General features: G+C 59.3%; 9 protein-coding genes and 1 tRNA gene. 8 read left to right on the forward strand and 2 right to left on the reverse strand.

Annotated features, from left to right (window positions below; genetic code table 11):
- The first annotated feature begins 65 nt into the window (after positions 1 to 65).
- Genes sucC through BTIS_RS08350 form a run of 5 tightly spaced genes read left to right on the forward strand, consistent with a single transcriptional unit; the run spans position 66 to position 5,736 of the window.
- Positions 66 to 1,262 carry an ADP-forming succinate--CoA ligase subunit beta gene (sucC, locus tag BTIS_RS08330; RefSeq protein WP_094664460.1) on the forward strand — a complete coding sequence of 399 codons (1,197 nt, stop codon included), beginning with the start codon at positions 66 to 68 and terminating at the stop codon, positions 1,260 to 1,262.
- The gene (gene sucD, locus BTIS_RS08335) at positions 1,259 to 2,179 is read left to right on the forward strand and encodes a succinate--CoA ligase subunit alpha (RefSeq protein ID WP_094664462.1); all 921 of its coding nucleotides are present in this window, start codon (positions 1,259 to 1,261) and stop codon (positions 2,177 to 2,179) included. Before sucC ends, sucD begins: the two co-directional genes overlap by 4 nt.
- Complete coding sequence (locus BTIS_RS08340) at positions 2,176 to 3,768, forward strand: cell division protein PerM (RefSeq protein WP_094664464.1); 1,593 nt, start codon at positions 2,176 to 2,178, stop codon at positions 3,766 to 3,768. Before sucD ends, BTIS_RS08340 begins: the two co-directional genes overlap by 4 nt.
- Positions 3,768 to 5,396 carry a bifunctional phosphoribosylaminoimidazolecarboxamide formyltransferase/IMP cyclohydrolase gene (gene purH, locus BTIS_RS08345; protein WP_094664466.1) on the forward strand — a complete coding sequence of 543 codons (1,629 nt, stop codon included), beginning with the start codon at positions 3,768 to 3,770 and terminating at the stop codon, positions 5,394 to 5,396. The genes BTIS_RS08340 and purH overlap by 1 nt, the downstream gene beginning before the upstream one ends.
- A gap of 22 nt (positions 5,397 to 5,418) precedes the next feature.
- Positions 5,419 to 5,736: a DUF3017 domain-containing protein gene (locus tag BTIS_RS08350; protein ID WP_094664468.1), complete on the forward strand. Its 318-nt coding sequence runs from the start codon at positions 5,419 to 5,421 to the stop codon at positions 5,734 to 5,736.
- Positions 5,737 to 5,918: 182 nt separating this feature from the next.
- Here the strand turns inward: BTIS_RS08350 and BTIS_RS08355 are convergent, their stop codons facing one another.
- Complete coding sequence (locus BTIS_RS08355; RefSeq protein ID WP_094664470.1) at positions 5,919 to 7,049, reverse strand: MIP/aquaporin family protein; 1,131 nt, start codon at positions 7,047 to 7,049, stop codon at positions 5,919 to 5,921.
- A 158-nt stretch (positions 7,050 to 7,207) separates the two neighbouring features.
- Here BTIS_RS08355 and BTIS_RS08360 point away from each other — a divergent pair, with 158 nt between their 5' ends.
- From BTIS_RS08360 to BTIS_RS08370, 3 genes are all read left to right on the forward strand, one after another.
- Positions 7,208 to 7,990: a pseudouridine synthase gene (locus tag BTIS_RS08360; protein ID WP_094664472.1), complete on the forward strand. Its 783-nt coding sequence runs from the start codon at positions 7,208 to 7,210 to the stop codon at positions 7,988 to 7,990.
- Positions 7,987 to 10,134 carry a bifunctional cytidylate kinase/GTPase Der gene (gene der / locus BTIS_RS08365; protein WP_094664474.1) on the forward strand — a complete coding sequence of 716 codons (2,148 nt, stop codon included), beginning with the start codon at positions 7,987 to 7,989 and terminating at the stop codon, positions 10,132 to 10,134. The genes BTIS_RS08360 and der overlap by 4 nt, the downstream gene beginning before the upstream one ends.
- Positions 10,135 to 10,685: 551 nt before the next feature.
- A tRNA-Pro gene (locus tag BTIS_RS08370) sits at positions 10,686 to 10,759 on the forward strand.
- A 191-nt stretch (positions 10,760 to 10,950) separates the two neighbouring features.
- Here BTIS_RS08370 and BTIS_RS08375 read toward each other — a convergent pair.
- Complete coding sequence (locus tag BTIS_RS08375; protein WP_094664476.1) at positions 10,951 to 11,430, reverse strand: hypothetical protein; 480 nt, start codon at positions 11,428 to 11,430, stop codon at positions 10,951 to 10,953.
- Between the last annotated feature and the right edge of the window lie 51 nt (positions 11,431 to 11,481).

The raw sequence follows: 11,481 nt of genomic DNA on the forward strand, positions 1-11,481 counted from the left end.
AGGGATTCCGGTTTCGGCAAGCCGGTTACTCTCATCAGAGACGAAAGGAAATACGAGGTCATCCCATGGACCTTTACGAATACCAAGCGCGAGAGCTGCTCGAAGAGGCTGACATTCCCACGCCCCGCGCGATCTTTGCGCAGAACTCCCACGACGTGGCCGAAGCGACGAAAACGATCGGCTTCCCCTGCGTGATCAAAGCCCAGGTGAAGATCGGCCATCGCGGTCAGGCCGGCGGAGTCAAGATCGCCCACAATCTCGAGGAAGCCATTCTGCTGTCGGAGCAGCTGTTCCCCATGACCATTCATGGGCATAAGGTCAACGGCGTTCTGGTCGCCGAAGCCAAGAACATCCTCCACGAATACTATGTCTCGATTTCCGTGGACCGCACCTCGCGCGACTACGATGTGCTCGCCACCGCGAACGGCGGCACTGAGGTCGAGGAGATCGCCAAGGCGCATCCCGAATCCGTCAAGCGCCTGCATATCGAGCCGCTGGAGGACTTCGATCTCGCTGCGGCAAAGCGCATGGCCGAACAGATCGGCTTCTACCATGCCGATGGAGATCAGGCCGCCGAGATCCTGCTGAACATGTGGAAGGCGTTCCGTGACACGGACGCCACGCTGGTGGAGATCAACCCGCTGGCGAAGATCGGCGATCCCGAAGACGAATCATCGAAGTCCCTGTGCGCTTTGGACGCCAAGATCTCCCTCGATGACAATGCGGCGTTCCGTCATGACGGATGGAAGCGCTTTGTGGATCCGAACGCCGGCGACCCTCTGGAGAATCAGGCGCGCGCGCTTGGACTGCACTACGTGCATCTCGACGGTCAGGTCGGCATCATTGGCAACGGTGCGGGACTTGTCATGAGCTCGCTCGACGCCGTGGCCGGAGCAGGCGAGAGCCAGGGCAGTGGGGTCAAGCCAGCCAACTTCCTCGACATCGGCGGCGGAGCCTCCGCGGCCGTCATGGCGGAAAGCCTTGAGATCGTTCTGGAGGATCCGAAGGTCCAATCCGTATTCATCAACGTGTACGGAGGCATCACCTCATGCGAGGAAGTGGCCAACGGCATTCTTGAAGCCATCTCCTCCCTCAACAGCATCCGACCGATCGTGGTGCGATTCGACGGCAACAAGGCCACGGAGGGCCTGCGGATCCTCGCCACGGCGAACAATCCGCATATTCTCGTGGCCAAGACCATGGAACAGGCCGCATCGAAGGCGGCCGAACTCGCAGCGAACAGCAAGGGAGATGCACGATGACACTGTTTATCGAAGATGGAGCCCCCGTCATCGTTCAGGGCATGACCGGACATCAGGGCATGACGCACACCGCCCGTATGCTGACCGCCGGAACCCGCATCGTCGGTGGTGTCAATCCGCGCAAGGCGGGAACCACGGTGCCGTTCACCGTGGACGGAGAACAGGTCGAGATCCCGGTGTTCGGCACATGCGCCGAAGCACGAGAGGCCACCGGTGCCAAGGCCAGTGTGGTGTTCGTTCCCCCGCGTTTCGCCAAGGGGGCGGTCGTCGAAGCCGTTGAGGCCGGCATCGAGCTGATCGTAGTCATCACCGAGGGCATTCCCGTCGCCGACACCGCTTATTTCGTGGCTCTTGCCCGAGAAAATGGCGTGCGCATCATCGGGCCCAACTGCCCTGGTCTGGCCACCTTCGGCACCGGCGATGATCCGCATGGCGTGAATCTCGGCATCATTCCGGATGGGATCGTGCCGCGCGGACCGCTCGGTCTGGTGTCCAAGTCAGGCACCCTGACCTATCAGCTCATGGGCGAACTCTCCGATGTCGGCTTCACCGCCGCTCTGGGAGCCGGTGGAGATCCGATCGTAGGCACCACCCTTCTGGAAGCCGTGCAGGAGTTCAATGCCGATCCCAACACCAAGGCCGTGGTGATGATCGGCGAGATCGGCGGCAGCGCCGAACAGGAAGTCGCCGAATGGGCCAAGGACCACATGACCAAACCGCTGGTGGCATACATCGCCGGTTTCACCGCACCGGAAGGCAAGCAGATGGGCCATGCCGGTGCCATCGTTTCCGGAGGCAAGGGCACTGCGAAGGAGAAGAAGGAAGCACTGGAAGCCGTAGGCATCCGCGTTGGCCGTACTCCTGGTCAGACCGCTGAAATCATGCACGAGATTCTGGCTGCCAACAATATCGCATGAGGCTGAATCCCAAGGATTTCGTCAGGGGACTGGGCGTATCCGCCCTCTCCCTTGCCCTATATGCCATAGCATTGGCCTGCTTCAACGCCCTGATGCTGCTGATCATCTCCATGGAGGAAGGCGGTCAGGGCGTTACCGACTACACCATGAATTTCACCGAATCGGTGATACTGCTGTCTCAGGGCGTCGGACTTGAATTCGAAACAATTCATCTCACGCTGATTCCATGGGGATTGACGATCCTGCTGATCGTCCTGATCCGTTCCGCGGCATCACGGCTGGGAAGCTCATGGCCGGGGCTGCTTACCGGTTTGGCGTTATGGGTGGCTATGCACGCATGGATGGCGGCGACCGTCCAGATGGTCCTCATCGATTCCATGCCCGTCATCCTGCTGAAGACCGGTGTCATATACGTCATCGGATATCTATGGGCGTTGATTCCCCGCACCAATCTGGTCAAGCGCATCAGGTTGGACAACATCTCGGTTCTCCCGTCTCCCGTACTCATGGCGCTACGTGAGGCGTTGCGTCTGACCGGCATTCTCCTCACCTGCTTCATACTGATGGCGGGCATTACCGTGATCACATGGGTCGTCCTCAACCATCAGGCCATGCACCGACTGTTCCATGACATGGGCATGGCGACGGGATCAGCGGTCATGACCACGATCGCAAGTCTGATCTGGTTGCCGACATTCATGGTCTGGGCACTGTCCTGGGTGTCCGGGGGAGGATTCTCCATCGGTTCCATCGCCACGTTCTCGTTATGGAACGGTCAGGCGCAGTCACTCCCGACGATACCGGTATTCGCACTGTTTCCGGAAGCGATCGCTCTTCCGTGGGCGAGAATCACACTCATGGCCATCCCGTTTGCATTGTCGTTGATTCTGGGCATCTGGCAGGTATTCTCCGTGAAACGATTCAACGTACTGGAACGAAATGGCGGTCAAGATCCCCGTGAGGCCAGTAACGGCGATTCCCGTAATGACGACTCGCACGGATTCGTTTCATGGCAGACTATGCGCCTGTTCGTTCCTCCGGCAATCGCGTTCTGTCTGGCATGCGTGCTGCTCAGTGTACTGCTTCCCGTTATCTTCACCATGGCAAACGGCTCTCTCGGATATGACCGTCTGGCCCATGTCGGTGTTGATATCGCCACATCAACGCAGGCGCTTGCCCGTCCAACCGCGTTGGGGTTCCTATCCGCGTGGGTGTTCGGTCTGATCATATCGGCGGCGCGATATGCCTTCACGAGACTGTCCACGACCGCTCGCAACCGACATGAGAACACCCCCGATGACAAGCGTTCTGCCAGAACCGTCAATTCCGGAGACTCCGAGTCCTTGTCAACGGCAATGGACCATGACAACGGCTCCGTACCGTCCGCTTCCACAGGCGATTATTCATCAGAACACATGAACAATCGCAACACGGCCAGCGGAAATCACGATGGCCGGACATCCCGCACCGTCTCCAGCGACGGCCATGCAACTGCTCAATCCTCCGCTACCTCTACAGTGGGGGTCAGGACTTTCCGCACCGTTTCCTCGGCGGAATCCGTCAATCCGACAATTAAGGAGGACAGGTAATGTCAAACAACGCGCGTCCCATCAAACGTGCATTGGTGTCCGTGTTCCATAAGGACGGCATCGAAGTGCTGGCCAAGGCCTTTGTGGCCGCCGGCACCGAGGTCGTATCCACGGGTTCCACCGCCAAGAAGCTTGCGGAGCTCGGAGTGAACGTCACGCCCGTCGAGAAGGTCACCGGATTCCCCGAAAGCCTCGATGGCCGTGTGAAGACGCTTGATCCTCACATTCATGCCGGCATTCTCGCCGACATGACCAACCCCGAGCATGTGAGCCAGCTCGCCGAGCTGGGCATCAAGCCGTTCGATCTTGTGGTCGTGAACCTGTATCCCTTCGCTGACACCGTTCGCTCGGGTGCCAATGAGGCGGACACCATCGAGAAGATCGATATCGGAGGCCCGTCGATGGTCCGTGGTGCGGCCAAGAACAGCACCACCGTGGCCATTGTCACGGATCCCAACGATTACGCACTCGTCGCGGAACGCGTGGAGAACGGAACCGGCTTCACTCTGGAGGAGCGTCGCTATCTGGCGGCCAAGGCCTTTGCTCATACTGCGGCCTATGACGCCACCATCATCGAATGGGCATCCAAGCAGTGGCCGAAGCCGGCTTCCTTCGTCAAGAGCGAGGATGACGTCGAACCGCAGATCGACGAGAAGCTGTTCCCCGCCACGTTCACCGAAACCTGGGATCGCACCCACGTGCTTCGTTACGGCGAGAACCCTCACCAGCAGGCCGCGCTGTACCTCGATCCGCTGAACCGCAACGGCTTTGCCCATGCCGAACAGCTGGGCGGCAAGCCGATGAGCTACAACAACTACGTGGATGCCGACGCCGCCTGGCGTGCCGTCTGGGATTTTGCCCCACAGATCGCCGTCGCCGTGGTGAAGCACAACAATCCCTGCGGTCTCGCTCTGGGCAAGACCGTGGCAGAGGCGCACAAGAAGGCCCATGCCTGCGATCCGATGAGCGCCTACGGTGGCGTGATCGCCGCCAATTCCACCGTGACCCTGGAGATGGCGGAAAGCGTCCGTCCGATCTTCACCGAGGTCATCGTCGCGCCCGATTACGAACCCGAAGCCCTCGAGCTGTTGCAGACCAAGAAGAAGAACCTGCGTATCCTCAAGGTTGCCGAGCCGCCGAAGGCCAAGCGTCAGATCCGTCAGATCGACGGCGGTCTGCTGGTGCAGTCCACGGATCTCATCAACGCCGTGGGCGACGATCCCGACGCCTGGAAGCTGGTTTCCGGCGAGCCTGCCGACGCTGAGACCCTCAAGGATCTGGTTTTCGCATGGCGTGCCATTCGTTGCGTCAAGTCCAATGCCATTCTGGTGGCTCACGATCAGGCCACCGTCGGTATCGGCATGGGCCAGGTCAACCGCGTCGATTCCTGCAATCTCGCCGTGGAACGCGCCAACACGCTGGCGGATGGCGCGAATCGTACCAACGGTTCGGTGGCGGCTTCCGATGCGTTCTTCCCGTTCGCAGACGGTGCCGAGATCCTCATCAAGGCCGGCGTCAAGGCAATCGTGCAGCCCGGTGGTTCCATCCGTGACGAAGAGGTGATCGAAGCCGCGAAGAAGGCTGGAGTCACCATGTATCTCACCGGTACCCGTCATTTCTTCCACTGATCGTGACGGACCATATCGGCGCATGACGACGACACCACGCAAAGATCCCGGACAGCGGTCCGAGTCACATCCGTATGTGTCTGAAGCCCATGAGGGAAAGCCACCCTTCGAATGGGGGGTGGCGGCCCTCGTCGTGGTCTCCGCAATACTGGCCGCTTTTGGCCATCTGTTGGGGGCCACACTGGTCATCTCCGTCACGTCAATCGTGTGTGCGGCCATACGGCTGACGCTACGGGAGCGAAGCCCCTGGAAGATTCGATCGGTCGGATTCGATGCTTTCTTCGGTTTTGCCCTGGGCATCGGATTGGTGATGGATTGGGCGGCCATCATGTTGTGGTGATGTCCAGCGACATCCATACGGGACGGACAACGGCTAAACAGGGAAGGCCCCTCTAATTACCGGCTCGCACCTCCGATTACTGCAATGATTCAGCTGCAATGATCGGAGGTGTGGGGGTAATTAGAGGGGCCTTTCTGCTGACTGACGGTTAGCAATCTAGGGACAAATCGCTAACTGGCGTGCTAACGGGGGTTCCGTTCGGTGCCGTCGGCACCGGAATCGCCTGCAACAGGTTCCGTCTCATGAGCGGCGGCATCCGTCACCGCTGGCACCGGCGCATTGCCACGGAGTTCATTCCCATCATTCTCGCCGTTCTCGGCAGGTTCTGCTTCGACGGTCTCGGTTTCGGCAGACTGGGACGCATCATCCAAGTCATCAGTCTCGGACTCTTCCGAAGCGCTTTCAGTGGTATCAGCGACGACTGCCGCCTTGGCCGCTGCATTCTTCGCAATCATATCGGTGAGCGTGGAGCTCAGCAGCATGACCAACGCGACAACGGCGCCAGCCAGCAGCGGGCAGATCCAGAACAGCCACAGCTGGCTCAGCGGCTCGACCGTCAGACCCTTGCCCTGCGCGAACAGTGCGATGCCGGTGGAACGAGCCGGATTGAGACCCGCCCCGGTGATGGGATAGGTGACGGCCGCAGCAACACCATAGGCAAGTCCCACGGCACGCGTGTGATTGGGAAGCGGCGAGCCATCCTGATTCAACGTCACGATGGCCGCGGCGACCACCAGCAGGCTCATGACCACTTCCACGGCAATGGCCATATTGGAATCGAAGCTCAGACCGGTCTGCTGCAACGTGCTGTTCGACAGATACGACAGGGATGTGGTGTCGAAGCCGTTGACCGCATAGGTGAGCCACGCCTTGGCGGCGACGCTCTCGCTGGTGGGCAGAATGGCGACGACGACGGCACCGGCTGCAATGCCGCCCAGGACCTGTGCCACGAGGTACAGCAGTGCGTCCAGCCAGGAGATTCGTGACGTCAGTGCTGCCGCCAACGTGATGGCAGGGTTGAAGTGCGCCCCGGAGAACCGTGAGAACACGGCCGTGGCCGCGGCATATGCCACGCCGACCACAGCTGCGATGAGAAGGATATTGATGCCATACAACACCGTGCCATATGTGCTTACGGCGTAAATGACAAAACAGATGAAGAAGCTGCCGGCGAATTCGGCGAGCGCTCGAATGATGAGGGATTCGGCCGGTGCAGAGGACTGGCCGTTATTGGGAATGGGCTGTTCGGTCGTTGCATCCTCGGCGTCCACCACCGCCGATTGTGTGTATGCCGACGTGGATGTCTGTGACATATGAATCCTTTGATAGTCTGACAAAACGTCTCATATGCTACCAGTGGTTCAGGCATACCGATAGAATGAGATCACTGTGATTTCCTGAGAATCATCTGTGAAAATAGCAGTGAGTAGAAGCAGATTTGCATATTATGAAAGGCCACGTTGGGAGAACGATGCCAGAACAGTATTCATCCTCCAAGAAATCATCCGAACGTTCCGATCGGGACGCTGAGAATATTCGCCTGCAGAAGGTCCTTGCCCAGGCGGGGTTTGGTTCTCGCCGCAAGTGCGAGGAGATCATTACCGAAGGCCGTGTGGAGGTCGACGGTGAGCTGGTGACCGAGTTGGGAACCCGTGTCAATCCGAAGCGCCAGAAGATCCTGGTTGACGGATCCCGTATTCACATTGATGATCATCATGTGACGCTTGCGCTGAACAAGCCCAAGCGTGTGCTGTCCACGATGAGCGATCCGAAGGGTCGTTGGACGCTGCGTGACATCATTGGGGACAAGTATGAGCGTGTGTTCCATATGGGCAGGCTCGATTACGATTCCGAAGGTCTGATCCTGATGACCAATGACGGCGAGCTGTCGCAGCACGTCATGCACCCCAAGTATGAGGTGGCGAAGACCTATATCGCCACCGTGGAGGGACGTCTTGGCGGTAACGTCTGCCGTCGTCTGGTCCGTACCGGCGTCAAGCTTGACGATGGTTGGGTCAAGCTTGACAAGTGCTCGATTCTGGATCAGAACCGTGAGTTCACTATGGTTCGTGTGGTGCTGCATTCGGGTCGCAACCGCATTGTCCGCCGTATTTTCGGCTCGATCGGATTCCCGGTCCGCCGGCTGATCCGCACGCAGATCGGTCCGATCAAGCTTGGCGAGCTCAAGCCCGGCTCGTATCGTGTGCTGTCACCCACCGAGGTGAAGTCTCTGGAGAAGGAGGTCGGCCTGTGATTCGCGTTGCGATCGACGGTCCCGCCGGTGTGGGCAAGTCATCCACGTCCAAGGCGCTGGCCAAGTATTTCGGGTTCGCGTATCTCGATACCGGAGCCATGTATCGTGCCGCGACATGGTGGTGTTTGCATCAGGGAGTGAATCTGGATGCCGAGCAGCCGGACGCGGATCTTATCACCGCTACGGTCGGTCGGTTCTTCACCGAAGACCATTTCGATATTTCCGTGGATCCCGACGATCCTGACGTACTGTCCGATGGGGAGAGCATCGCCGAGGAGATTCGTTCCACGGAAGTGTCCTCGCATGTTTCGGCGGTGTCTTCAATCCCCTCCGTCCGGCGTTTGCTGATCGCGGCCCAGCGCGCGTTCATCGCCGGTGAGGAGAATCCGGATTCGTTCTCGAATGGTGCTGGGATCGTGGCTGAGGGACGTGACATCACCACGGTGGTTGCTCCCGATGCTGAAGTTCGTGTGTTGCTGACGGCCCGCGAGGAGGTTCGTGCTCAGCGTCGTGCCGCACAGTCAGCCCAGTCGGAACGGTCCGAGAATGGTACCGTGGGTTCCGATGACGTGGCTGCCAGGGATCGCGCTGATTCCAAGGTCACCAACTTTCTGACCGCCGCCGATGGCGTGACTACAGTCGACAATTCCGATATGGATTTCGGCGAGACGCTGGACGTGCTCGTCAATCTGGTGGAAGAGGCCATGGAGGCACAGGCGTATGAGAGTTACGCCGCGAATCTTGCCGACTATGAGCTTGATGCCGAGGATGAGCGGCTGCTCAGCGGGGCCTTCCAGGAGGGGACCAGTGAACCCGGTCCCAAGGCCGTCGGCGTGCTCGCCGTGGTGGGACGTCCGAATGTGGGCAAGTCCACGCTGGTCAACCGTATTCTCGGTCGCCGTGCCGCCGTGGTGGAGGATACTCCGGGCGTGACGCGTGACCGTGTCAGCTATGACGCGGAATGGGCGGGCACGAATTTCAAACTGGTCGACACTGGTGGCTGGGAGGCAGACGTCGAGGGTATTGAATCCTCGATCGCTAATCAGGCGGAGATAGCCGTGCAAATGGCCGATGCCGTGGTGCTGGTGGTGGATGGTCTGGTCGGCATGACCGCCAGCGACGAGCGTATCGTACGGATGCTGCGCAAGTCCGGCAAGCCAGTGACGCTGGCCGTCAATAAGGTCGATACGCAGTCCGACGAATATCTCGCCGCTGATTTCTGGAAGCTGGGCATGGGGGAGCCGTATTCGGTTTCCGCCATGCACGGCAGGGGAGTTGGTGATCTGCTTGATGCCGCTTTGGACAAGCTGAAGAAGGCCGAGAAGACCTCCGGCATGCTTACTCCATCCCATCTGCGTCGCGTGGCGCTGGTGGGCCGACCGAACGTTGGCAAATCGTCGCTGCTGAACCGTCTGGCCGGTGAAGAACGCGCCGTGGTCAATGATCTTGCCGGCACCACCCGTGACCCGGTCGATGAGATCGTGTCCGTGGATGGCGAGGATTGGCTGTTCATCGATACGGCAGGCATCAAGCGTCGCCTGCACAAGCTGTCGGGTGCCGAATATTATTCGACGCTCCGCACGCAGGCTGCTTTGGAACGTTCCGAACTGGCTCTGGTGCTGTTCGATGTCTCTCAGCCAATCTCCGATCAGGATCTCAAGGTGATGAGTCAGGCCGTGGACGCCGGACGAGCCGTCGTGCTCGTGTTCAACAAGTGGGACGCACTCGATGATTTCGGACGCCAGCGCGTTGAACGTCTCTGGGCCACGGAATTTGATCGTGTCACCTGGGCACAGCGCGTCAACCTGTCCGCCAAGACCGGATGGCATACCAACCGTCTGGCCAGGGCGATGCGCACCGCTCTGGAATCCTGGGACAAGCGCATCCCCACCGGCAAGCTCAACTCGTTCCTCGGACAGCTGCAGGCCGCCCACCCGCACCCGTTGCGTGGTGGTAAGCAGCCTCGCATTCTCTTCGCCACCCAGGCGTCAAACCGTCCGCCTCGTTTCGTGATCTTCGCCACCGGGTTCCTAGAGCACGGCTACCGTCGTTACATCGAGCGTAGTCTGCGCGAGGAATTCGGATTCGAAGGATCGCCGATCCAGATCTCCGTAAAGATCAGGGAAAAGAAGCGCCGCAAGTAGTAACAGACAGCTAACGGACAGCAGCGGACGATCATCAGGCCGGACGCTGCACGCCATATGACATTACGGGGGGTATTTCATACGAGTACCCCCGTAATGTCATATGGGAGCATGCCTTGCGTGACGATGCGGTGATTATGCCCAGCGGCCATCGCTAACGATAGATACATGCATGGCAATTGACGTCCCCGAACCGCATTTCGATCTCGCATAAGAACCGCGACCACGAACGGAGGAATCGCAAAAACGTTGCGATTCCTTGCAACACTCCGAGAACACCACTCGATTTGGCACTATCGGAAATGCTGTGCTAGATTATCTACTCGTTGCCACGGCGACATCGGACCGTAGCGCAGTTTGGTAGCGCACTTGACTGGGGGTCAAGGGGTTACTCAGTCATACTGAGTGACACCTGACCGGATGTCAGCTGCCAGTAGGGCTAAGGGCCTACGCTGAAAAGCGGATAATTTAAGACAGACACGATTAGACACGATGACGGAATTACCTACGTTGTTTTTCCCGCTCAGACACGACGTGAATAATCAGTCAATCGGACCATAGCGCAGTTTGGTAGCGCACTTGACTGGGGGTCAAGGGGTCGCGGGTTCAAATCCCGCTGGTCCGACTAGAAAGCCCGGAATTTCAACGATTCCGGGCTTTTTCGTTATCGTCCGAACCCCCTCTTTTGGCCCTCCAGACACGATTCAGACACGATTTTCGGACACGACCAGACACGACGACCATGCGACACGCCTCAAATCAAGCCATTTTCAAGCGGTCGCCCGGCGACTTTCCCGGCTCTTCCAAGGCGACTTTTCACAACTTCTCCATACCGCGTCTGGCCTCTTCCCACTCGCGTCGCCGTACGGAGTAGATGTCCTGGTTGTAGTAGGCGGCCTTCTGCTCTACCCGTCTGCGGGCTTCCTCGTCCTTGCCCCACCATCGGACGAACTGACCCGGCCGCACACGGTTCTGCCCCTCGTCCTGCGCCATGCGACGCAGCGCCTTCGGGTCGAACACCTGCTTGGCGCGGAAGTTCGTCAGCCGGTCGCGAGCGATATACGCCGCGACGAGACGCCACTGCTTGCGGGCCTTGCCGATGACGTACAGCACGCCGCCGTCATCCTTCGTGCTGTTGTCCCACCACGACGACACGTACACCTTGGTGCCGGGGCTGAAGATCTTCGTGCCGTATTCGATGTGGTGGTCCTGCCCTACCTCGTGCTCGTCCACGACGTTGGCGATCAGGCACCATGTGAACAGCTTGCCACGCTGCCGCTGTTTCGCTTCCTCCATACCCAACATGGTACGGCCCCGCTCTCCCATCTTGGAGGGCGGGGCCGTCTT

The organism is Bifidobacterium tissieri (assembly GCF_002259645.1).
Taxonomy (GTDB): domain Bacteria; phylum Actinomycetota; class Actinomycetes; order Actinomycetales; family Bifidobacteriaceae; genus Galliscardovia; species Galliscardovia tissieri.

What these genes read in the sequence shown, in the direction of transcription:
- sucC (WP_094664460.1), top strand. Translation starts at nt 66, where the DNA reads ATGGACCTTTACGAATACCAAGCGCGAGAGCTGCTCGAAGAGGCTGAC.
- sucD (WP_094664462.1), top strand. Translation starts at nt 1,259, where the DNA reads ATGACACTGTTTATCGAAGATGGAGCCCCCGTCATCGTTCAGGGCATG.
- BTIS_RS08340 (WP_094664464.1), top strand. Translation starts at nt 2,176, where the DNA reads ATGAGGCTGAATCCCAAGGATTTCGTCAGGGGACTGGGCGTATCCGCC.
- purH (WP_094664466.1), top strand. Translation starts at nt 3,768, where the DNA reads ATGTCAAACAACGCGCGTCCCATCAAACGTGCATTGGTGTCCGTGTTC.
- BTIS_RS08350 (WP_094664468.1), top strand. Translation starts at nt 5,419, where the DNA reads ATGACGACGACACCACGCAAAGATCCCGGACAGCGGTCCGAGTCACAT.
- BTIS_RS08355 (WP_094664470.1), bottom strand. Translation starts at nt 7,049, where the DNA reads ATGTCACAGACATCCACGTCGGCATACACACAATCGGCGGTGGTGGAC.
- BTIS_RS08360 (WP_094664472.1), top strand. Translation starts at nt 7,208, where the DNA reads ATGCCAGAACAGTATTCATCCTCCAAGAAATCATCCGAACGTTCCGAT.
- BTIS_RS08375 (WP_094664476.1), bottom strand. Translation starts at nt 11,430, where the DNA reads ATGGAGGAAGCGAAACAGCGGCAGCGTGGCAAGCTGTTCACATGGTGC.